A 21,717-nucleotide genomic window follows, 5' to 3' on the forward strand; every position below is an offset into this window, starting at 1 on the left:
TAGATTGCGCTTGCGCCTGCCGTCCGACCTGCCGCAAATGGCTTGCAAGCAAGTCCAAACAAGCGAGCGCGCCATGACCGATACGAGCAGCGTCATCACCGAGAAACGCGGGCAGGCGTTCTGGATCACCATCAACCGTCCGGAAAAGCGCAATGCGCTCAACGGCGACGTGATCGCCGGCATAGCCAAGGGCTATCGCGATGCGCATGACGACAAGGACGTCCGTGTCATCGTGCTGACGGGCTCGGGCGACAAGGCGTTTTGTGCCGGCGCCGACTTGCAGAATTCCGGTGCCGCCTTCGCGATGGACTTTTCCAGGCCCAACGTCGACTACGCCGATCTGTTGCGGCTGTCGCAGGACGCGACGAAGCCTGCGATCGCGCGCGTCAGTGGCGTCTGCATGGCCGGCGGCATGGGCCTGTTGTGCATGACCGACATGGCGGTCGCCGCCGACCACGTCATCTTCGGCCTGCCCGAGGTCAAGGTGGGCGTGTTCCCGATGCAGGTGCTCAGCCTGTTGCAGAACATCGCGCCACCGCGGCTCGTCAACGAATGGGCGCTGACGGGCGAGCCGTTCGATGCCAGGGCTGCGCAAGCGGCGGGCCTGCTGAACTATGTCGTTCCCGCGGCCGAGCTCGACGCCAAGATCGACTGGCTGATCAGCCGTATCGTCGACAAGTCACCGACCGCGATCCGCCGCGGCAAATACGCCATGCGCGCCATCGCCTCGATGTCGTTCGATGAGAGCATCGCCTATACCGAGAGCCAGATCGCGCTGCTCGCGATGACCGAGGACGCCAAGGAAGGCCTGAAAGCGTTCAGCGAAAAACGCAAGCCATCCTGGACAGGGAAATAACTATCTTAAATCGGCTGGCCTAGGTTCGAGTCTTGGAGGCCCCAATAGCCCAAGATGCTGCTATTCAGACGCGCGGGTAGTGGCGATTCCGATAAGGGCTGCTCTTGCTCGCTCTTCGTGGCGCTTCTTGGAGCCTGCGATCAACTGTTTGCGCGTGCGTTTGGCATAGGTTGGCAGTTGGCGTGCCGATCGATGACGACCCGCTGCGCGTAACTCGGCATCCGTGAGATCGCTGTCCGCTCCTTCCGTAAATCCACCGTGACGGAACGAGGTAAAAGAGAGTTCACTCCGAAGCTCAGCTGCCGCGACAATTCTTTTTACGACGCGGCGCAAATAACGCAGGTCCTTGCGTTGTGTGATCCAAGGGAGCTGCGTAGGCGATCTGCGATGTTCATGGTCGCGCCGAAAGACCAGCCCCGAGACCACGGTCTCCTTGATGGCGTCGAGCTCCGCCATCAGTTCGGGGAAGAGAGGCTCGTCCATTTCATCGAATAGTGGCCACCAGGCTTCCTCGCCATTTTTCGGATGCACAATCTTCACACTGTTCGGCCGCTCCTTTGGCCGGTAGTGCGAAATTTCGAAAGCTCCAAAGACGTGTTCTTCGCGCTGCAACCACTCCCATGTCAACAGCGCGGCAGTTCCGACTGAGCGGTAACCCAGTTTCGTCGCCGCCGCCCTGAACGCGACAAGTTCGTCCCAAGCCGCCGTAGGTGTCTGGCGGACGGGCTGGCCAGGCGCACGGCTCTTTAGGCCCATCCGCGAAAATGGATTGATCGCTGGCACTTTCGTTTCTTGGGCACGCTGCCCAACAAACCATGCGCGCCTGCAAGAGGCCATGGCCGCATTTGCAAAGCGGCGACGCTCGCGCTTGACGACGTTCCCGCATGCGTCCCTGTGTTCCACGACAAGCAGTTTCGCGTAGATTGCGTCGACGAAGCCTTTCGTAAAATCAGAGAGCTGCTTCGAGCCCGCACGGCTACCATCCTTCAGCGTGTGGTTGGAAAAGAGTGCGAGGCCTTGCTTGTAAAGGCGCTGTGTTTTTTCGTCTATTTCTCTCCATTTCTGATGAGCTTGGAAGATGCTGACCAGCCAATCGAAACTGCCGGGCACGGGAGAAGGTGGAATCATGTCGGTCAACCCTCGTGAACGCCAACTGTCGAAGGCGGGAAGAAGGATATTTTCAACCCGTTCAACGGCAGCGGCATATTGTTCTCCTAACGCTTCAGCCTTGACGTTGCAGCCCTGCCGGCGGGCCCAGGTCGGCGGTTCAAAGAAGTAAGCCCATCGATCGCTTTTCAAGAGCTTTCGTCGGCAGTAGCGCGGAAGTTTCGACCGGGGTGGCTTCATACGAGAGAAACCAAATCTTGCGATCTATCTGGATTCATTGTCCTCGCCGGTGCCGCGAAGTTATCGATGGCGGCCTTGGACCAAATTGGCTGTCGCGCGCGCCCGATTCCGCGATAGCCAGTGGGAGGTGGTGCCTCGCCGCGACCAACGGCGCGTGCGAGTTCACCTGTATCGCGATAATCGAGATAGGCAGCGGCCATGTCGGCGCGCATGAGTGCAGGCCATGTGCCAATGGGCGGATAACGGGCAGGAAGGGCAGGGCGAAGTGCCATGAGCACGGGTCAATGGTCTAAATGTCCGGGCTGGGCCATCAACGCCTTAAGTCTTTTGAGATGCTTCTGGCCTATGGCAGGCCCACAAGGTAACGATTTGGATGGTTTCAGCTTGCACTCGAACATCTTGCCTCTTGCGCGCATACTTCCACGCCCCCTGTCACCGGCACCTCGATATGAAGGCCGAGGCGCCAGAGAAAAAGGAGAGCAGAGAGCTCGTGTGGCAATCGGCTGGCATGGCGTGCAAATAGGACGAACGATGTAGCCTAACAGAAACGATCACGATCGCACGGGTATATTCGGGCGCTGACGGGTTCAACAAAATTGCGGCCGCAAAGGCGGCGACAACCTGCGCGTCGGGTCTTGTAGTGGCAGGATCGCGGTATCTGCGCCCAGTAGCCTGGGACGCGTGTCTCTCACGGATCGCTAGCTGCGCTACCAAAATGGCGGCGCTTACGGACCAGACTCCCGCTCGCCTAGAACGCCGATGGGAAAGTTCGATCTGGCGATGGGAGTGCAATTGCCGAATGCGTAGCGAGACCGATCGACGAACCAAGCGCGTCGGAGCCCGCGGAGCAATGGGTTGTGTATGCAACACGACGGATGCCAACTTTTGGCGCTGAAGCGACATCCTTGCCCCCTTGGTGAGAGACAGCTGATTCTGCTGAACTATCAGTATTTGATCCGACAAACCTATTGATCAACTTGCATTAGAGTGCACAGCAAGTCTTCTCTTTGTCGGAATGATACCCCTCGTAGGAACAGCAGCGGTAGTTCGGCTTCTCGTCGGCTCGGCTGGAGTATTAAGACATTCGCGAAGTTGCGATTGGGATGTCGCCGCCAGAACGTAATCGCTGTCGTCGAGACACTTTTGATCTGCGTCATCGCGCGCGCGGCGTTTGCCGCAACGAGCTCTCGTGAACCGAGCCGCTCTGCGTCTCGGCCGACGGCTTCGATCCCGCGCATCGGATGTGTCTCTCGCCGGAGGCACTCGGTTCCGGGTTTCGTCGCGTTCCGCGCCGGCGCTATACTAACCCTCCTGCGGGTGCCTTATTAATCCGGTCTCGAGACTGCAGTCGGTCCCGCGTCCCGCCTGGCGGCGGCGCTATGCTGACGCTCCTGCGGCTGCTTTCTTTGGCCCGCCATCGCAGGCCACCAAGAAGTGTGCCTTAGAGGAGTTGATCGCGGAAACTGCGGGCCTCATTCTTGCATGCCGCACTTCGCATTGCGCCGTCGATGCAGCGCACCGACCGCATCGCCTCATGGCTTGAGGGGCGGCGAGGACAATCGGGCGATTGTCCTCGCAGCAAGCCAAGTTAGTGAGGCGTCGGATTAAATCATAGGCGTTTTGCCAGATCCCGCCGTCGACATAGCAGGTGACGGTACGGAGCGTGAGGCCGCTTGAAGCATCTCGTCGCTACTCGGAGGAAGAGTGAGAGGGGAGGTGGAGTTTCCGCGACGGGTTGGAAGCCAAGAGAGAGGCTCTCGGCCGCCCGCCGTGGAGCACCGAAATGGTGGAAGCTGTCCCGACGATCACCTCGTTTCCGGCCTGTGACTTTACCTTTAACAAGCTGGCGCTGGAGCGCCTCCAGATTGAGTACGTCGGCCATCGGGAGGCTGCGTGATGTCGCGCGGCGCTTCCGAACTGGCGCGTCGCCTCGCGCGAGAGGCCGAGGCGGTGTGCCGTTACTATCTCTCGAACGGTCGGCGGCAAGGGCGCTATTGGCTGGTTGGCGATGCCCGCAACACGCCGGGACGCTCGATGTTCGTCCGATTGAAGGAATCGCCCGAGGGACCAGCGGGGAAATGGACTGATGCTGCAACGAGCGAGCACGGCGACTTGCTCGACATCATTCGCGAAAGCTGTGGACTGCTCAATTTCCGCGACGTGGCGAACGAGGCGCGCCGGTTTCTCAATTTACCTCGCTCGGACTCAGAGCCTTCAGCGAAACTTGCGCGCAGCAGAGCGTCAGTCGGTTCGCCCAAGGCGGCTCGGCGACTCTTCGCTATCTCGCAGCCAGTCGCCGGAACTCTCGGTGAGGTCTATTTGCGTAATCGGGGCATTTTAGCGTCACGCGACGATCGTGCGCTGCGCTTCTACCCGCGCTGCTACTACCGACCCGATAGCGACGCGCCCACCGAGATTTGGCCGGCATTGATCTCCGGTGTCACGGACCTTGATGGTCGGATCACCGGCGTGCATCGCACCTGGCTCGATCCCGACGGTTTCGATGTTGTGCGCCTGGGTAAGGCGCCGATCGATACGCCGCGACGGGCCATGGGTGACCTTCTCGGTAACGCGGTTCGATTCGGGACGGCCGACGACGTGCTGGTGGCAGGAGAGGGCATCGAGACCATGCTGTCGCTCCGCCGGGCAACTCCAGCGCTGCCAGCGGCTGCCGCGCTTTCCGCAAACCATGTTGCTGCCCTGCTACTTCCGCTGCAGCTGCGCCGACTCTACATCGCGCGCGATCGTGATGCTGCCGGCGACTTCGCGTTGGCGGCCCTGGCCAAACGGGCTTTGGACGCCGGTATCGAGGCGATACCGCTGTCGCCCCGGCTTGGGGATTTCAACGAAGATCTACTCACCTTTGGCATCGACCAGCTTCGTGAGACCTTGCGCGCTCAACTCGCTCCGCAGGATGTCGTGCGCTTCATGTCCTTGACGGCTGCTGAAACGGGTTGAACGTGGGTCGCTTAGAGGCGTTGCGATCGGTTGTTCAAGCCGCGGCGGCCGGACACAGTCGCGCCCCGGGCCTTCCAGAGGGCGATCGGACGGCGGGCGAGTGCGGCCCTGCAACGGCAGAGGTTGTGGCTATTTTCCGCCGGCGCCTCACGCCTTTGCATCGCGAAACAAAATAGCCGCATCTCTGCCATCCTCCGCTGTCGCTTCGGCCCTGCGCTTTCACTTCGGGTTCTGGTCCTTTCCGCCCGCGGTCAAGTGATCGCCACGAAGGCCGCGATGGGCGCGGCCGATCCAGCAAAGGGCCTCACCTATGATGACCGACCAGGACGACCCCGATTTCGAAGCGCCGCACCCTCGGTCTGCGACCGACCACATCCTCAGCGAGCTTCAGCTCTATGGGTACCGCCCGTTGCAAGATGAACCCGATCCAAGGCCACTTCCGGAAGGCAAGGCCATCGCCGGTGCGGTCGCCGACATTTTCGATGCCCTAGTCGCGACACTGAATGACACGCGCCTCGAGCCGGATCTTGAGGACTTGCTCTGGTCGGCCGTTAATCTCTTCCATCGTGCGGCGGACCGCATCGAACGCGAGCTCGACACAAACGAGCAGGCGCAGCAGAAGAGTCTACGTGAGCAAAATGGCTCGGAGGTCCGATCCGTCGAGCTAGAACGGCTCACCGCCGAGGGCATCACGATCATGGAGCGCCGCAACGTCATGGAAGTCTTTCGCGACCAAGCTGCCGAATGGTTCGAAGTCCACACTGGCTCGCTCTGGCGGCCGCGCTCTGGATCAATCATCAACCACGGCACGCTCACCGCCGCGATGATCGACAGCCGCGATTTCCTCGCCACCAAGCGTCGCTCCGAAGCCGAGGTGGTGGTGCCGGCCGGGCCGAAGATCGCGCTCACCGGCGGACTTGACTTCAACGACGTTTCGCTCGTGTGGGACCGGCTCGACAAAGTCCACGCGAAGCATCCCGACATGGTCCTGCTCCACGGCGGTTCATCGAAAGGTGCTGAATTGATCGCTGCAAAATGGGCCAACAATCGCAGGGTATCACAGATCACCTTCAAACCAGACTGGACGAAGCACGCCAAGGCTGCACCATTCAAGCGCAACGACGCCATGCTGGCAGTCATGCCGATCGGAGTTATGCACTTCCCGGGGACCGGCATACAGGACAACCTCGCCGACAAGGCGAAGAAGCTCGGTATTCCGGTCTGGAAATTTCACAAAGATGGCGCGTGAGCGCCGTCTTACGCGACTCGAGCCGAAAATCGGTTCGCGTGGGCAACGCCAGATAGAGCCGGCCCGCTCATCAAAGCCCAATTTCATCCGAGACTTCACCTTTGTCATCGCGTCTTGATCTAAACATCGAGATGCGCCGTGACGGTGGAGATTTGTCCTCAATGTCGCTGGGCTTACCCTATCTTTCTGACTGACCTTTGTCTCGCGACATATGTCGTCTCATTCGTGGCAGTTAAGATCGGAGTTCTTCGAGGCTAGAGACGAGTGTCTTCTTTGCCAACGCCTGATCGGGAGCCACTCGGGTCGAAGCGCCGAGCTGATTGAAGTGTTCCTCGCCAGACGGCCTTGAATCTACCGTCAGTCACTCTCGGCGTTGGCCGAACGCGTCTGCGTGTAGTTGTTCAATCTTTGAAACTTCGTCCTCCGTAAGCGAGCAGATTTTCTCTCTCTCTCTCTCTCTCTCTCTCTCTCTCTCTCTCTCTTGCGCGCTTCGACAGCTTGCCCTGATTCGTACCTTAGCACTGCAGGCGGGAAACGCGCGCGCGTGCGATGTGGTTCGCTGGCGTTTGCCGAGGCGCATCTTCCTTGCCGTTAATGCGCTGCCGTCAGCAAGTGTCCGATCGAACCGGCCTAAGTCCTTGTGATGCGTCGGTGTCGGAAGCCATGGTCGCCTCCGTCGGTTCGTTCACGGTGTGCGTCCAACGCAACCTCGAATGGGCTGATCAGGCCCGAGGGCCGGCAAGAGCCTCGATCGCCTTCCCGCAACGGCCGCGCCTGCTTTTTTCCCCTGCCGCGAAGAGGCGGCATTCCTCGCGGGAGACAAAAAGAGCAGGCTTGTGGCCGTCCTCCGCTAGCGCTGCGGGTCTGAAGTCTGCGGGCCGATCGCTCCCCGGCCCAAGGATCGCCATCGAGGCTGCGATTGGCGCAGCCCGAGCAACAAACGGAGACTATCATGGCTACCATCATCGGCACCTTCACCGCTGCGGACAACGGCTACGTCGGCTTGATCAAGACTCTGACGCTGAACATCAAGGCAAGATTCGCCGCGTCCGAGAAGGACAACGACAAGGCGCCCGATTACCGCATCTTCGCCGGTATGACCGAGTTCGGCGCCGCCTGGAAGAAGACGGCCCGCGACAGCGAACGCGAATACCTCTCCGTCAAGCTCGACGATCCGAGCTTTCCGGCCCCGATCTACGCTTCGCTGGTGAAGGTCGAAGGCGACGAGGGCTTCACCCTGATCTGGTCTCGCCGCAACGGCGACTGATTCCTTGGAACCATCGGCCCCGCCTCCTCGGAGGCGGGGCTTTTTTCCTCGTTCCACCGCTTTGAAGAAAGCGGAAAGGAGCTTTCCTTTTGAAGGGATTGCAAAGGGGCCGCCCTCGTGCGGGCAAGGGTGAAGTACGATTCCGCGCCGGCGGAGCGGTTTCCCCGCTCTTCCACGCAACAGATCTTCATTCACGCCGGCCAAATAGTGGCATCTTTCGATCGAGCTGACATAGGTGCGATCGATTATCGCGCGGTGCGCTAACTCTTCCTGCAACAAGCCTCGTGCCTGCCGCAGCTTCCGTGCATTCTGTGCCAAAACCTCCCGGATCTTCATAACCGGGAGGGCAGCGCCTTGATGAGTATTTCTCCACGGAGTATTCCCTACACTTGCGGAGATGGAGCGCCGCCACTGCGCTAACCGAAGAATAATTCATCTCTGGTATGCACAAAACCCGTAGACCGGTGGGCGTGTCGGTACGAAAATGAATGCAGTCAGGATTTGCTCGATCGAAGCTTCTAGGACCATAGGAGTTTCATACTGTGCCGCCGCGTGATCCAAAAGTTGCAGATTTGGCGCCCAGCGAGCCCATGCTAACATCGTATGACGAGCAACACGCTGTCACGTATATGCGTCTCCTCGACGCCGAAGCTGACAACGCCGACTGGCGCGAAGTTGCGCGGATTGTCCTTCACCTTGACCCTACTCTCCAGCCGGATCGCGCTCGCCGCAGTTTCGAAAGTCACTTGGCTCGCGCGAAGTGGGCTGCGCGCCACGGCTATCGTCATTTGCTGCAGAGGGGTTGGCCGAAGGATGAAAAATGAATGGCGTTTGAAGCAATCATGACTTCTTGGTGACGCTCGATAGTGAGGGCCAATCGGGCTATTCGGGTGACCTATCGACGCAACCTGAAATTGTCGCATTTGTTGTGCTGCAATTCCTCGTATTACCAGTGAGGAATGAGTACGATGTCAGTCTTTGATTGGAAATCACAGTCCGCCTATGACAAGGTCCACGAGGCCGAGACCACGGATGTCGCTTGGGAGTGGCTTCGCCGAGATGGCGAATATCAAAGAGCCTATAAAGACCTGACCAACGCCCAACGATCGAGCGGGATGACCGACGATTTCCGACAGCAATGGGGGCTGTCTTTTCGCAGCTGATCCTCAGAAGGCGTTCGATCAGCAGACAATCTTCTGGTCACCCGAGGCTCTCTCCACCGTGCTGACTGTCCGCACGTTAGTCGCGCCGTCGGATTCCAGACGGTACGATCTCAACCTGACGATGCTGCGAAGTGGTGAGCTTCGTCATGCGGCGGACGGATGGCACGCCATCCTGCCGCTGGGAGGGACGAATCACCGCCTGTGGCTACAAGAACTGCCGGCGAGCGGTTCATCAATTGCTGTCGAACTGCAATTCGATTCCGATTTCGGTACTCGATCGCAGGCAGCATTTCGGTTCTGGTCGGCGCTCGACCGGCGGCCGCTCGGGCCATCTCTTCTTCCACTTTCCGTCCAGCGGCGTCAGCGCACGATCCTCGCGATGCGCGCCCTGGACGGGTGGTTGGCGGGAAATAGCTATCGCAACATCGCAACCGGCTTGTTCGGGCGACAGCGCCTTCCCGAGCGAGGCTGGAAGACACATGATTTGCGTAACCGTACGATACGCCTCGTTCAAACGGGGATGTCGATGATGCGCGGCGGCTATCGCGCGCTACTACGTCGAGCAAAGCGAAACCGGTAACTCATCCCTCGAACTATCCTATCCGCGACCGGGTATCGAAAATCGCTACCCCTATCTTCGGCATCCCTCTACGCAGGTCCACTCCGCGATTATGACCGTCGACACGCGCTGCAAGTCGGGAGCGCGCCAGATGATCACGGAGCCCTTCAAATGTCCGATCCGAATGCCGGCTTGCCGCCGCGATACCTGCGCACGCCCGAGGCCGCGCGACTCCTTGGCCTGTCCGGCCGCACACTCGAAAAGCATCGCACCTTTGGCACGGGCCCAACCTATCGCAAGCTCGGTGGGCGCGTCGTTTATGCGCTCGATGACCTGAAGGACTGGGTTGATCGCGGCGCCAAGACGTCGACCAGCGATCCCGGCGCTGGTGGTGTGTTGCCCGCCAAGCGGCACGCGCCCATTCCCTATGCGGGCAAAGAGCGGCGCTGACCATGTCCGACAGCAAAACCTCTACGCACCCGGCGCTCCGAGCGCGATCCGCTCGATCTATCCCGTGCTCTTCCCGGCGATCTTGCACCACGCGATGCTCAAGACTTGACGGCTTATCCTTTCTTTTTGCTGGCGAAGTCCAAGCGGATCGCGCCGATCAACTTCCATGTGGGAACAGTCTCGATTCGTGTCGAAGCGGTGGCGCAACACGGCATGGCGACGATTGGGGATGCGGACGTCCTGATTTGGGCCGCCTCGCAGATTGTCGAAGCGCGCGACGTCGGCCTGAAGACCTCCAGGCTGATGGCCACGCCGTACGAGATCCTAACTTTCGTCGGCCGTGGCACCAACGTGCGCGATTGCGACTGCCTCAAGGCTGCGCTCGACCGGCAGTCGACCAAGGTGGTGGTAACGTCAATCCGCCAGCCGACGGAACGCCGGCGGTATTGCTTCGCCTGGATCAATGAATGGAAGGAAACGGCCGACATGCACGGCGATCCCCGCGGGCTGGAGCTCATTCTGCCCGATTGGTTCTACACCGGTGTCTTGAATGAAGCCTGCGCGCTTACCATCGACCGCGCGCACTTCGATCTCACGGGCGGGTTGGAGCGGTGGCATTGTTATCGCCTCGTGCGCAAGCAGGATGGCCGCCAGGAAGGCGGCTGGAGCTTCGATATCGTGCATCTCCACGCGAAGTCTAGCAGCTTGTCACCGCTCAAATACTTTACTTACGACCTGCGCGAGATCGCCCGTCGTCAAACGCTGCGGGATTACCAACTCGTCACCACATGGGATCCAAGCGGCAGCGAACGATTGAACTTTGCGCCCGCTCTCGTTGATCCCTTTGTAGGACGCTCCCGTAAGCGCGACGGCCGTAAGGGGGATAAGTTGTGAATCAACTCGTGTTATCGGGGACCAAGACTCTCGTGCCATCGGGGACCGGATCCTCGTACTATCAAATCCGGTCGACATCTTGCTGTGCAAGGACTTCCCGCTCTCTTAACTTTCCTAGCTTAGAATCCTTCGGACTCTTTCTAACGGAAGCGAACGCGTCGTGCGTTGGTTCACAAGGTCTCGCGAACTGGTACCGGGCCTTGCGAAACTGCTCCTCGACTGGCGAACTCGAACTACTCGCCTGGAGCCGGATCCCGTGCCGATCCGCCTCTCGCCACTGCCACCTTCCACGCGCAGTCAGACGGTTAGCAGGAGAGAAGACACCGGGCTTTCCGACGCTAGTGCGGTTCATCCAGGAATCGAATGGATCTGCAATTGGCCGGTCCGACCGCATTACTTCTCGGCGACACGGAGCTGCAACATGAACGACTTCACGACCGTCGAGCTTATGTGGGTCGAAAAGCGTATCGAGAACCGGATCCGGTTCGGCCATCCGGTATGCGAACAGATCATTGACCGTCATCGCCGCCTCCTCTCGTTCGCGCCCGGCAGCATGTTCGCGTTCGTCCGTTGGACCTCCAATGACTTCGGCACGGTATTGTCCCGCGTCGATATCTTGCGCGCGGCGGAGCAAGGTCGGCGCCACTCGACCGTCCCTTGGATCAGTCCCGGTGGCGAGAGCCTGCTGCGACTATCTGGCTGGCCGAAGGTCGCGCGCGTCCTGCAGCTCGTTGACGCCGTCGAGGCGCTCGGCATCGATCCGGCTGAGGCCGCTCCCGACTATTGGCATCACGTGCACAACCGCCTGTCGGTCAACGAAACGCCAAGAGCCTACACGCGCGCCCGTCACCAGGCTTGGCTGCACCGCCGGAGGGTAGCGTCATGACGAACCGGACGTGTACCATCGTTCTCACTCTTGGAGCCCTGGCTCTTGTGCTCTCCACGATCAATGAGGCCCCTCCATCCTACATCTGGAACGTCTCAGAGAGCGTTCCGGTCGGCCTGTATCATTTGCGACCACTGAAGCAACTGACCGTCACCGAGCTTGTGGCAATACGACCGCCGGAACCGCTTGCGAGTTTTCTCGACTTGAACGGTTACCTGCCGATCGGCGTGCCCATGCTCAAGCGAATCCTCGCATTGCCCGGGCAAACCGTCTGTAGGAGCGGACTCACGATCACGGTCGATAGCATTGAGTTAGGGCAGGCCCGCGAGCGCGATAGCCGCGGCCGGCCATTGCCAAGCTGGCAGGGATGTCGCGTGATCGACGCCGGCGAAATCTTCGTCATGAATTGGCAGTCGGCGGACTCTCTCGATGGTCGGTACTTCGGGTTCATTTCGGCATCCACTGTCATCGGACAAGCGCTTCCTGTGTGGACCAGAGAAGAGTGAGCATGTCGAGACGTTTCGTCCGATTGCGACCTATCAGCGCGTCCTCTCGCGGCACCGGTCCGCCATCCCGGCCAACTCTTTGGAGCCCATTGTGGGGAGCCGCGCTTCGGAGTGACGGCGAGTTCGACCGCTTTGGATCCGCAGGGTTCTTGCGACCTATAACGCGGGGCCTAGTCGATGCGAGTAGCTCTTGGCAGCAGGCCGCCGGCTCCCCGACGAGACATTGGCCTATGTTCAAACGATCGAAGCCGAGATCGGTATCAAGCGACAAAGACCCTGACTTCGTCGGGTGGAAGCTCTCCTTCTCGATTGCAAAATGTCGCCGCCGTACAGTCTCCGACGAGGTCTTCCGTCGGAAGGGACTCAGCAGCGTTCGCTTACCAAATTGGTCGGTCCAGCGATCTACCCAACCTCGGCACGTCTGCGTTGATGCCTCACGCAACAGGTCTGTTTGTGCGGTCTTCACATTCGGGATCATCACGATGACCGCAATCACACTCTGTCGGATGCTTTCGTGCGTTTTCGTATGCTCGGAAGTCGGAGGAAGGGAGCAGGGGATAGACGACCGGGGATGGCTCTTCAAATCGGGCTTCGAGAAACCGGTGCACGCCGATAGCCGCCGTGTGGCCGAATCTGGAGCCTGGTGCAACGATTAAAAGGTCGTTGCCACAAGGGAGAGCTCCGATGAAACTCTATGTTGGATTGGACGTCGGTCTTGAAGAAACCAGCCTTTGCATCGTTGACAGCGAGGGTCTCACGGTCCGCGAAGTCAAGGTCAGCACCGAGCCAGAGGCGATCCGCTCCGCTGTAGAGAACTACGCGGATCGCCTCGATAGAGTGGGAGTCGAGGCGTCATCGCTGGGCATCTGGCTGTATCGCGAATTGCATCCAGCGGGGCTCCCGATCGTTGTCGTCGAAGCGCGTCATATGCGCGTTTCGCTCTCGACGATGCGCAACAAAACAGATCGCAACGATGCGCGCGGCATCGCGCAGATGATGCGACTGGGCTGGTACCACGCCGTCCATGTCAAGAATATCGACATGCAGAAGATGCGTAAGCTGCTGACCAGCCGGAAGCTGCTCAAGCGCAAACTGATCGACCTCGAAAACCACATTCGTGGTGCGCTGCGGGCCTATGGGCTGCTCGTAGGAGCCGTCGCTCGAGGTGCCTACGAAGCACGCGTCCGCGAGCTGCTCGAGCGCAGCGATCCGATCTTCGTGATGACCATCGAGGCCATGCTGGACGTGCGCCGCGCCATCCTCGAGGGTTACGATCGGCTGCATCGTGTGCTGCTGCAGGTGGTCCAGCATGATGCTGTCTGTCGGCGTCTGATGACGGTTCCCGGCGTCGGTCCCGTTGCGGCCCTGTCATTCAAGGTTGGCGTTGATGACCCTCATTGCTTTGCGCGATCACGAACGGTCGGCGCCCATTTTGGCCTGACGCCGAAACGGCACCAGTCCGGCACGTCCATCGACTTCGAAGGGCGCATCAGCAAACAGGGCGACGTAGCAGTGCGCGAGGCGCTTTCCGAGGCGGCCGCAAGCCTGCTGCTGCGGGTCAGGAAATGGTCGGCACTGCGGGCTTGGGGTCTGCGGATCGCCAAACGGTCGAGCATGCTGTGCGCGATCACCGCGGTCGCGCGGAAGCTCGCAAGCATTCTGCACCGGATGTGGGTCAGCGAGACCGATTTCCATGTTGGTTTTGGCGCCAAAGTCACGCAGCGGCTGCGGTTGAAACCTGCACGGTAGCCGCGGTGCATATGATGACGGATTAGCGCTGGGTTTGCGCCCAGCATGTTGGGGAGGAGCGAAATTAGAGATCCGCGCGCGCGGTGAGCGTCCCCTGGCGGGGCCGCGAAACGGGGAATGTCCGCTATCTCTTGCCTGCTGCCGCCCTTCGGGGAAGAGAGCGCCGGACTGCTTGGACAGCCCTGTTTACGAACCTGATGAAGAGCATGCGACGGCCGAAGTGCTGAACGCGAAGGAACGCATGGACCCCGCCTGGTGAATGCCGATCGCAAACGCGGTTGTGGTGACGTTTGTGTGTTGTCGATGCAGGGAGTCGGTGATGGCTGAAGTTCGAAGAGTCGAAGAAAAGCGTAGGAATGAGTTGACTTTGCCCGCCCGATTAGGAAGGCAAGGGAAAAGGCCAGCCGTCGGTCCGGCCTATGTGGTTGGTTGAGGGGCGATTTTTGCCATGCGGGCGATGCCCCCTGCCATCGCTTTCGCGATTTCTCAAGTGCAATCAATGTCTCGCACGCCATACGCCTGCGCCAGAACAAGGTTTTCCACTGTGACGTCACGCGACGACGACCTGCGGATCCGCCCCGGTCGCATCGACCACGGCAACCGTGGGGCCAAGCGCCCGAAGAGCTTCGTCGGGGAGGTGATGCGGTCCGCAAAGAGGGCGGGGCATGTCGGCAACAGTTTTCGGTCAAGCCAGGCTCACAGTCGGTCCCACTTCGGGCGCGGCCGCCGCGCGGCAGTCTCGATCCGCCTGCGCTCTAATGCCCGGCGGGTGGTGACAAAAGCACGCGTCGTGCGTCACAAGGGCTCGCGCTTTCGATCGGCGACCCTGCCCAAGCACCTGGCCTATCTCAAGCGCGATGGCGTAACGCGTGACGGCGAAGACGCGCGCATGTTTGACAAGACCTCTGATGCGGCGGACGAGCGCGCCTTCGCCGCGCGTTGCGAAGAGGATCGTCATCACTTCCGCTTCATCGTCTCGCCCGAGGATGGCGCCGCGCTGGGAGACCTCAAGACGTTCACGGGTGAGCTGATGCGTGACGTCGAGAAGGATCTGGGAACCAGACTCGACTGGGTCGCGGTAGATCACTGGAATACGGACAACCCGCATGTCCACATCCTCATCCGCGGGCGTGCCGACGACGGTCAGGACCTCGTGATCAGCCGCGAGTATATCAGCCGCGGCTTGCGTGATCGGGCGGCCGACCGAGTTACCCTCGAGTTGGGGCCGCGAAGCGAGCATGAGATTCGCGCAAGCCTCGAGCGGGAGGTCGATGCGGAGCGCTGGACCAGCCTCGACCGTGCGCTGCGGGACATTTCCGACGCGAATGGGGGCGTGGTAGATCTCAGGCCAGGCCCGGATATCCAAGATACCGACCCGCGCAGTCTGCTGCTCGGCAGGGCCGCCAAGCTGGAACGCCTTGGTTTGGCTGAGCCAGCAAGCCCCGCCTGTTGGACCCTGAAACCTGGCCTTGACGAGGCGCTTCGCCAGATCGGCATGCGCGGCGACATCATCAAGACGATGCACCAGGCCCTCTGTGGGGCCGGTCGCGAGCCGGATATCAGCACCTTTGCTCTGCACAGCGAAGAACCGACCGATCCCGTTTTGGGGCGCCTCGTTCAACGTGGTCTCGACGATGAGCTCAAAGGATCCGCCTACGCGATCATCGCCGGTATCGATGGTCGCACGCACCACCTGCGCTTTGCAGACATTGAGATGACTGGCGATGCGCCGGCTGGCGCCATCGTCGAGGCACGCGCATACGATGACACGAACGGGCGCCGGCGCGTGTCGCTGGCCGTCCGATCGGACCTGTCCATTGAGCAACAGGTAGTGGCAAAAGGCAGTACATGGCTCGACCGTCAGCTCCTCGCCAAGGATCTGCCGCTCAGCCACGGCGGCTTCGGAGCCGAGGTGCGGGAAGCGATGGAGGCTCGCGTCGACTACCTCATCGAGCAGGGCCAGGGCCGCCGGCAGGGGCAGCGCGTGCTATTCGCGCGCGACTTGCTTGCGACGTTGCGGCGGCGCGAGCTGCAGGAGGCGATCACCAAGCTTGCGGCTGGAACGGGGCTTGACCACCGCTTGACTGCTGAGGGCGATCCTGTCTCCGGCATCTACAGGCAACGGGTGACCCTTGCCTCGGGCCGCTTTGCCATGATCGATGATGGTCTCGGTTTCCAACTCGTACCATGGCGACCAGCCTTGGAGCAGCATCTCGGAAAGCAGGTCACAGGCATCATGATGCCAGGCGGCAGGGTCGACTGGGATTTTGGTCGCAAGCGCGGACTGGGCCTCTAGCGGTATCGGCCGGATCCTGACCTGTCCGATTTCTGCGCGGGGACCGCACGACACACCCTTGGGGGCGTCTTATCCTTGATGTCGCGCGGGTAGCCCTGCTGCATCTCGGCCATGTCAACAACCAAAGTGCTTTGGGGCCAGATCACGCTCGTCCTTGCCATCGTGCTCATCACCACGTGGGCAGCGACCCAATGGGTTGCCTGGAGGCTGGGATTCCAGCCGCGACTCGGAGCACCCTGGTTTGAGCTCGGAATGCCCATCTACCTTCCCCCCGCCTTCTTCTGGTGGTGGTACGCATACGATGCATATGCCCCCAAGATCTTCGTCGAGGGGGCCTGCATCGCGGCGTCCGGCGGGGTGATCTCGATCATCGTCGCCTTCGGAATGTCGATCTGGCGAGCGCAGGAGGCGCAGACCGCGGCCACCTATGGCTCCGCCCGATGGGCACTGCAGAATGAAATTCGTAGCGCGCGGCTCTTGGGCCCGGACGGTGTCGTGCTGGGCTGCTTTGATCGCTACTACCTTCGACATGACGGCCCCGAGCACGTGCTCTGCTTCGCACCCACGCGATCGGGTAAGGGCGTTGGTCTCGTCGTGCCGACGCTCCTGACATGGCCCGGCAGTTGTATCGTCCACGACATCAAGGGCGAGAACTGGCATCTAACCTCTGGTTTCCGCGCCCGCCATGGAAAGGTCGTGCTGTTCGATCCGACCAACCGAAACTCGGCAGCCTATAACCCTCTCCTGGAGGTTCGTCGCGGCGAGTGGGAAGTTCGGGACGTCCAGAACATTGCCGACGTGTTGGTCGATCCGGAAGGTGCCTTGGAACGGCGCAACCATTGGGAGAAGACCAGTCATTCCCTGCTGGTCGGCGCGATCCTGCATGTCCTTTATGCCGAAGTAGACAAGACCTTAGCGGGTGTCGCAAAATTCCTGTCGGATCCCAAGCGTCCGATCGAGGCGACCTTGCGTGCGATGATGTCGACGGCACATCTGGCCGATACCGGCGTTCACCCGGTGATCGCCTCTGCGGCGCGAGAGCTTCTGAACAAGAGCGACAACGAACGCTCTGGCGTGCTTTCAACTGCGATGTCGTTCCTTGGGCTCTACCGTGATCCAGTCGTGGCACAGGTCACGCGCCGCAGCGACTGGCGGATCCGTGACCTGGTGGAGGCAGACCAGGCGACAACTCTTTACCTCGTCGTACCGCCGTCCGACATTAGCCGGACCAAGCCGCTCGTACGGTTGATTCTCAACCAGATCGGCCGCCGCTTGACGGAGGATTTGAAGGCCAAGGGACGTCGGCATCGCGTGCTGCTGATGCTCGACGAGTTTCCGGCGCTGGGCAGGCTGGACTTCTTCGAGTCGGCGCTAGCGTTCATGGCTGGCTACGAGCTCAAGAGTTTCTTGATCGCCCAGTCCCTGAATCAGATCGAGAAGGCCTATGGCCCGAACAATTCGATTCTGGACAACTGCCATGTCCGTGTGTCCTTCGCCAGCAACGACGAACGTACCGCTCGGCGCGTGTCGGAAGCGCTGGGAACCGCGACGGAATTGCGCGCCATGAAGAACTATGCTGGCCATAGGTTAAGCCCGTGGCTCGGTCACCTCATGGTGTCGCGGCAGGAGACCGCACGTCCGCTTCTGACGCCCGGCGAGGTGATGCAATTACCACCGGACGATGAACTGGTTCTGGTTTCAGGGTGCCCGCCGATCCGTGCGAAAAAGGTGCGCTATTACGAAGACTCGCGGTTTCGTGAGCGCGTGCTTCCGCCGGCAACGTCAAGCGGGGTGGAGAGCCGTGTTTCGCTTGCGGAAGATGATTGGAGCAAATTGCCCCTGCCGGTCACCCCGCTCAACACGCAGAAACCGAAGGTTCAAGAACAGCAAAGTGGATCCATCGACGATCCGGCCAATGGTGGCATTAGGCGAGAGCCGGAGCTTCCCGTGCATGAAGATGTGGCACCACATGCGCCTCCCGCGAAAACCGAGTTCGAATTCGGCGACGAAGATTCTGATGATATCCAACGAGTACGCGAACTGCGCGGCGTGGCGGCGAGCGTAGCCCGCCAGGCCGCGATGGATCCCGATGACGGCCTTGATCTCTGAGGAGAGGCGATGCGGACCAAGCATACATTTCGCCTGCCACCAGATCTTGCCAGCCAGTTGGCGGACTATGCCAATCGGAAGCGGGTGCCGCAGGCCCTCGTCGTCGAATCGGCTCTGTCCTCATTCCTGTCCCCGGATGGCTCCGAGCGCATGGAAGCGGCCCTCGGCCGGCGGTTGGACCGGCTGACGCGCCAGGTCGAGCGCCTCGAGCGTCACGTGACGATTTCGAATGAAGCGCTGGCGTTGTTCGTTCGCTTCTGGTTGACGGCGACGCCGCCCCTGCCGGATACCGCACAACCTGCTGCCCAGGCCAAGGGTCGTGAACGCTACGAGGGGTTCATCGAAGCCTTGGGCCGGCGGCTCGCCCGAGGCCAGAGCCTCGCGCAGGAAATCAGCTTGGACGTCGAGCCGCGTGTTCCGTCGGCTGACAAACCTAATCCCGCCTGATCGGCCCGCCATTTCTTTCTCATCCTACGCCAGACTACGACATCGATGCCTGTGCGCTTGAAGCAATCGCAGGACTGTCCCTTCTGTCCTTCGCCGCCGTTGAAGACAGCTCATTCGTTTTGATCGCATCTCGCCTCGCTGATTGCGAGCGCGAGCTGCACCGATCGATCTAGTTGCACGGGGAGGGGAGATTATGACGGTCGAAGGCGAACGCGATGGACAGGTCAGCCTGAGTTTGGATCAAACTGAGGCGAACACCTCCCCAACCCCACCTCGAACCAGAAAGGTCAGCGTGCAGCTCTCTGAAACGATTTTCGAGAGCTTGGAAGCTGCAAGCGGCCGGGCGGGGGCTGGCAAGAGCATGGTCGTACAGGCAGCTCTCGAACGTTTCCTGAATCCGGCTCCGCCGATGGAAGAAATGGTGCACGAAGCCTTCCATCGGATCGGTGATCAGATTGAACGCCTGGAGAGCGAACTTGCGATCATTGCCGAGACGGTCGCGTTGCACGCCCGCTATCACGTCACGGTGACGCCGCCGATGCCGCCGTCGCAACAGCGCGACGCGTGTGTGCTGGGCTATCGGCGGTTCAAGGCCCTGGCCGGGCAGGTTGATCGGCGTGTGCGCTCGGGCCGGCCGCTGATGCGGGAGACGATCGCCGGTCTCAGCATCACAGAGCGCGACGCCTCCACGCCTGAGCGCGATGGGAAAATCGTGCCCGGTCGTTCGGAAGATCAGGCGAACATCCTCGCGGACGTCGCTCCAGTCGCGGAATCCGAACAGATTGCTGCCGTCCAGGAGGACGGCAGCAACCGCAACTTTCGAAATTTGCCAAACGCGTTCTGCTGACTCGATTGAGGCGGCGGGAAGGAGAGCAGGCCAGGCCCCGCTCGTCCCATTCGCCGCACCCACAATCCCCGAGACAAGTGCCGCGGGGCGACTTCCAAAATGGCGGCTGATCTTCAGCGTTTTTCTGCCGTTTGCGGCAGGCTACTACCTCTCCTATCTGTTTCGTACCATCAATACGCTGATTGCTGAACCTCTGTCGGCCGACCTGGGTTTGGACGCCGGCAGTCTCGGGCTTTTGACATCGGTATATTTCCTGATCTTTGGGGCTGCCCAGATTCCAATCGGAATCCTGTTGGACCGCTTTGGTCCGCGCCGGGTTCAGAGCGTCTTGTTGCTCGCCGCGGCCCTTGGTGCCACTCTGTTCGGTGCTTCGAACGGATTCATGTCGGTTCTCCTCGCGCGCGCAATGATTGGACTCGGCGTCGCGGCCGCGTTGATGGCTGGGCTGAAAGCGATCGTTCTCTGGTTTCCCAGAGAGCGGGTCGCGCTGATGAACGGCTATATGATCATGCTGGGCGCTTTGGGAGCGGTGACCGCAACCCAACCAGCCGAATGGTTGCTGAACTCGATGGGTTGGCGCGGAATATTCGAGGTTTTGGCGATCACAACGCTCGCAGCCGCCCTTCTGATCTTTCTAGCGGTCCCGGAGAGCAAGATTGCGCAGCAAGCGCGACCCGCCGGACTTCGGCTGGAAGCGATCTTCAGGGATCGCCGTTTCTGGCGAATTGCACCACTTTCGGCGAGCTGCGTTGGGTCGGCTTGGTCGTTGCAGGCATTGTGGGCCGCGCCCTGGCTCAGGGATGTCGAGGGACTGAACCGCGAAACCTTGGTGACCCAATTGTTCGTCATGGCTATTGGTCTATGCGGCGGCGCCTTGCTGCTGGGCACGATTGCCGACCGGTTGCGAAGACGTGGTATCGGTTCGGAGACGCTGCTCGCAGCGATGGCGTTACTGTTCGTGTTGGCTGAGCTCACACTGATCCTGCGTCTTCCGCTCCCGTCGATGCTGCCATGGTCAGTGGTTTCCGTTGTCGGCGCCGCCACTGTCCTCAGCTACGCGACGATCGCAGAATACTTTCCAACCGAGCTCGCGGCTCGCGCCAATGGAAGCTTGAACGTCTTGCATTTCGGGTGGACCTTCGCGGTCCAATGTGGAACTGGACTCATACTTGAACAATGGCCCGTTCAAGATGGGCACTATCCGCTGATTGCCTACCAAGTTGCCTTTGGGTTGAGCCTTGCCTTGCAGGTCGTGGCGCTGGCTTGGTCTAGCATTCCCTGGATTCGAGAATTGGGTGGGTGGATCGATAGTTCCCTCCTGCATCACCGCTCGCGAGACGGGGACTCGGTTGAAGCAATCATTCGGCCTGCCGATGTCTCGATCATGGAGGCACGTGACGGCGCGGAGTGGTAACGTTGATCGCTTCCATCGCTAATTGGCGCAACTCACATCTGCGAGTTCGAATCTCCTCCGGGGCACCAAACTCCCATCGTCCATAACAAAACTGCGAACCCTCGCTTCTCCAGATGCAGCCGCAGAGCGGACATCTCCGCTGAGCTGGCGTTTGTTGCAGTTGGTGGTGGCGTTGCGCATGGTCGAGCCGGGCCGTAATTCGGGGGCTCTTTTCTATCGTCGCTCTGGTGTCGTCGATTCGTCCCATTCGCTGATAGGCCGCCGCCAGCGGCATATATGTGCGACCGCTGGCTGACGGCTTCAGCAGCCAGGGCACAGCGCCTTCGGCGCGGCCCATCGGCAGATTGGCCCAGCCTGCGCCAATCATCCCATGCCTAGGCGCAAGACCTGCGGCGTGTCAAAGCGGTTCCGCTTGCTTGAAGGTCGCCAGCGCATCCTCGAAGCGATCCGTTCTAATTTGTGCAAGGCCGACATGATACAGCTCGATCCCGCTCCACGGATCGAAGCCCAAGACTCGCGCTGCCCCGGCAATATCCGAAATTTCGGCAATAGAAGCAGGCTGAAACGCAAATATCAGAAAAGCTTCAGAAAGTAACCGTCCCCCTTTCAGGACACCGACGCCCCATGGGTGGCTAACTGCCGACCATTGGCCGGCGACTCACATCTCCGCCGGCAAGATTCAATTGCAAAGGCGATGTCGACCGGCAGGAAGCCCGGCAT

Annotated in this window: 18 protein-coding genes and 1 pseudogene; 17 read left to right on the plus strand and 2 right to left on the minus strand. The window is 60.6% G+C overall.

Translation table 11 applies throughout. The features are described 5' to 3' along the window. The first annotated feature begins 73 nt into the window (after window positions 1-73). On the plus strand, window positions 74-856 hold the full coding sequence (locus SO180_RS17765) for an enoyl-CoA hydratase/isomerase family protein (protein ID WP_449380131.1): 783 nt from the start codon (window positions 74-76) through the stop codon (window positions 854-856). Between the two features lie 60 nt (window positions 857-916). On the opposite strand, the gene SO180_RS17770 is transcribed toward SO180_RS17765, so the two are convergent. Then, window positions 917-2,155, minus strand: a complete 1,239-nt coding sequence (locus tag SO180_RS17770) for a hypothetical protein (RefSeq protein ID WP_449380132.1) — start codon at window positions 2,153-2,155, stop codon at window positions 917-919. Window positions 2,156-4,099: 1,944 nt separating this feature from the next. On the opposite strand from SO180_RS17770, the gene SO180_RS17775 reads away from it, so the two are divergent. The 3 genes from SO180_RS17775 to SO180_RS17785 all read left to right on the plus strand — a co-directional run bounded on the left by SO180_RS17775 (window position 4,100) and on the right by SO180_RS17785 (window position 7,677). Beyond that, window positions 4,100-5,161, plus strand: coding sequence for a DUF7146 domain-containing protein (locus SO180_RS17775; protein ID WP_449380133.1), 1,062 nt, complete (start codon window positions 4,100-4,102; stop codon window positions 5,159-5,161). A gap of 313 nt (window positions 5,162-5,474) precedes the next feature. Beyond that, window positions 5,475-6,410 (plus strand): DUF2493 domain-containing protein, encoded by a 936-nt coding sequence (locus tag SO180_RS17780; RefSeq protein WP_449380172.1) that lies wholly within the window; start codon window positions 5,475-5,477, stop codon window positions 6,408-6,410. A gap of 952 nt (window positions 6,411-7,362) precedes the next feature. Next, window positions 7,363-7,677, plus strand: a complete 315-nt coding sequence (locus SO180_RS17785; protein ID WP_449380134.1) for a DUF736 domain-containing protein — start codon at window positions 7,363-7,365, stop codon at window positions 7,675-7,677. A 225-nt stretch (window positions 7,678-7,902) separates the two neighbouring features. Here the strand turns inward: SO180_RS17785 and SO180_RS17790 are convergent. Beyond that, window positions 7,903-8,013, minus strand: a pseudogene (locus SO180_RS17790) (helix-turn-helix domain-containing protein); the annotation flags it as partial. A 254-nt stretch (window positions 8,014-8,267) separates the two neighbouring features. Here SO180_RS17790 and SO180_RS17795 point away from each other — a divergent pair. From SO180_RS17795 to SO180_RS17855, 13 genes are all read left to right on the plus strand, one after another. Beyond that, window positions 8,268-8,501, plus strand: a complete 234-nt coding sequence (locus tag SO180_RS17795) for a DNA -binding domain-containing protein (protein WP_449380173.1) — start codon at window positions 8,268-8,270, stop codon at window positions 8,499-8,501. A gap of 144 nt (window positions 8,502-8,645) precedes the next feature. Beyond that, a complete protein-coding gene (locus tag SO180_RS17800; protein WP_449380135.1) occupies window positions 8,646-8,840 on the plus strand; it encodes a transcriptional regulator domain-containing protein in 195 nt (64 codons plus the stop codon). 58 nt (window positions 8,841-8,898) lie between these two features. Next, window positions 8,899-9,420: a DUF2285 domain-containing protein gene (locus SO180_RS17805; RefSeq protein WP_449380136.1), complete on the plus strand. Its 522-nt coding sequence runs from the start codon at window positions 8,899-8,901 to the stop codon at window positions 9,418-9,420. A 150-nt stretch (window positions 9,421-9,570) separates the two neighbouring features. Beyond that, window positions 9,571-9,849: a helix-turn-helix transcriptional regulator gene (locus SO180_RS17810; RefSeq protein WP_449380137.1), complete on the plus strand. Its 279-nt coding sequence runs from the start codon at window positions 9,571-9,573 to the stop codon at window positions 9,847-9,849. Between the two features lie 105 nt (window positions 9,850-9,954). Continuing rightward, window positions 9,955-10,743 carry a replication initiator protein A gene (locus tag SO180_RS17815; RefSeq protein ID WP_449380138.1) on the plus strand — a complete coding sequence of 263 codons (789 nt, stop codon included), beginning with the start codon at window positions 9,955-9,957 and terminating at the stop codon, window positions 10,741-10,743. A gap of 421 nt (window positions 10,744-11,164) precedes the next feature. Then, window positions 11,165-11,629 carry a DUF2840 domain-containing protein gene (locus SO180_RS17820; protein ID WP_449380139.1) on the plus strand — a complete coding sequence of 155 codons (465 nt, stop codon included), beginning with the start codon at window positions 11,165-11,167 and terminating at the stop codon, window positions 11,627-11,629. Further along, window positions 11,626-12,135, plus strand: a complete 510-nt coding sequence (locus tag SO180_RS17825; protein ID WP_449380140.1) for a S26 family signal peptidase — start codon at window positions 11,626-11,628, stop codon at window positions 12,133-12,135. The genes SO180_RS17820 and SO180_RS17825 overlap by 4 nt, the downstream gene beginning before the upstream one ends. A 684-nt stretch (window positions 12,136-12,819) precedes the next feature. After that, window positions 12,820-13,884, plus strand: a complete 1,065-nt coding sequence (locus tag SO180_RS17830) for an IS110 family RNA-guided transposase (protein WP_449380174.1) — start codon at window positions 12,820-12,822, stop codon at window positions 13,882-13,884. A gap of 544 nt (window positions 13,885-14,428) precedes the next feature. Beyond that, window positions 14,429-16,180: a relaxase/mobilization nuclease domain-containing protein gene (locus SO180_RS17835; RefSeq protein ID WP_449380141.1), complete on the plus strand. Its 1,752-nt coding sequence runs from the start codon at window positions 14,429-14,431 to the stop codon at window positions 16,178-16,180. A gap of 111 nt (window positions 16,181-16,291) precedes the next feature. After that, on the plus strand, window positions 16,292-18,289 hold the full coding sequence (locus SO180_RS17840; RefSeq protein WP_449380142.1) for a conjugal transfer protein TraG: 1,998 nt from the start codon (window positions 16,292-16,294) through the stop codon (window positions 18,287-18,289). 9 nt (window positions 18,290-18,298) lie between these two features. Beyond that, window positions 18,299-18,736, plus strand: a complete 438-nt coding sequence (locus SO180_RS17845) for a CopG family transcriptional regulator (protein ID WP_449380143.1) — start codon at window positions 18,299-18,301, stop codon at window positions 18,734-18,736. Window positions 18,737-18,929: 193 nt separating this feature from the next. After that, window positions 18,930-19,583, plus strand: a complete 654-nt coding sequence (locus SO180_RS17850) for a hypothetical protein (RefSeq protein WP_449380144.1) — start codon at window positions 18,930-18,932, stop codon at window positions 19,581-19,583. Window positions 19,584-19,647: 64 nt separating this feature from the next. Beyond that, window positions 19,648-20,997 carry an MFS transporter gene (locus tag SO180_RS17855; protein WP_449380175.1) on the plus strand — a complete coding sequence of 450 codons (1,350 nt, stop codon included), beginning with the start codon at window positions 19,648-19,650 and terminating at the stop codon, window positions 20,995-20,997. Window positions 20,998-21,717 lie beyond the last annotated feature (720 nt).

It is taken from the genome of Bradyrhizobium sp. UFLA05-112 (genome assembly GCF_053572325.1).

Excerpts from the sequence above, each read along its gene's own strand:
- SO180_RS17765 (WP_449380131.1), top strand. The coding sequence starts at position 74 with ATGACCGATACGAGCAGCGTCATCACCGAGAAACGCGGGCAGGCGTTC.
- SO180_RS17775 (WP_449380133.1), top strand. The coding sequence starts at position 4,100 with ATGTCGCGCGGCGCTTCCGAACTGGCGCGTCGCCTCGCGCGAGAGGCC.
- SO180_RS17780 (WP_449380172.1), top strand. The coding sequence starts at position 5,475 with ATGACCGACCAGGACGACCCCGATTTCGAAGCGCCGCACCCTCGGTCT.
- SO180_RS17785 (WP_449380134.1), top strand. The coding sequence starts at position 7,363 with ATGGCTACCATCATCGGCACCTTCACCGCTGCGGACAACGGCTACGTC.
- SO180_RS17795 (WP_449380173.1), top strand. The coding sequence starts at position 8,268 with ATGCTAACATCGTATGACGAGCAACACGCTGTCACGTATATGCGTCTC.
- SO180_RS17800 (WP_449380135.1), top strand. The coding sequence starts at position 8,646 with ATGTCAGTCTTTGATTGGAAATCACAGTCCGCCTATGACAAGGTCCAC.
- SO180_RS17810 (WP_449380137.1), top strand. The coding sequence starts at position 9,571 with ATGTCCGATCCGAATGCCGGCTTGCCGCCGCGATACCTGCGCACGCCC.
- SO180_RS17820 (WP_449380139.1), top strand. The coding sequence starts at position 11,165 with ATGAACGACTTCACGACCGTCGAGCTTATGTGGGTCGAAAAGCGTATC.
- SO180_RS17825 (WP_449380140.1), top strand. The coding sequence starts at position 11,626 with ATGACGAACCGGACGTGTACCATCGTTCTCACTCTTGGAGCCCTGGCT.
- SO180_RS17830 (WP_449380174.1), top strand. The coding sequence starts at position 12,820 with ATGAAACTCTATGTTGGATTGGACGTCGGTCTTGAAGAAACCAGCCTT.
- SO180_RS17840 (WP_449380142.1), top strand. The coding sequence starts at position 16,292 with ATGTCAACAACCAAAGTGCTTTGGGGCCAGATCACGCTCGTCCTTGCC.
- SO180_RS17845 (WP_449380143.1), top strand. The coding sequence starts at position 18,299 with ATGCGGACCAAGCATACATTTCGCCTGCCACCAGATCTTGCCAGCCAG.
- SO180_RS17850 (WP_449380144.1), top strand. The coding sequence starts at position 18,930 with ATGACGGTCGAAGGCGAACGCGATGGACAGGTCAGCCTGAGTTTGGAT.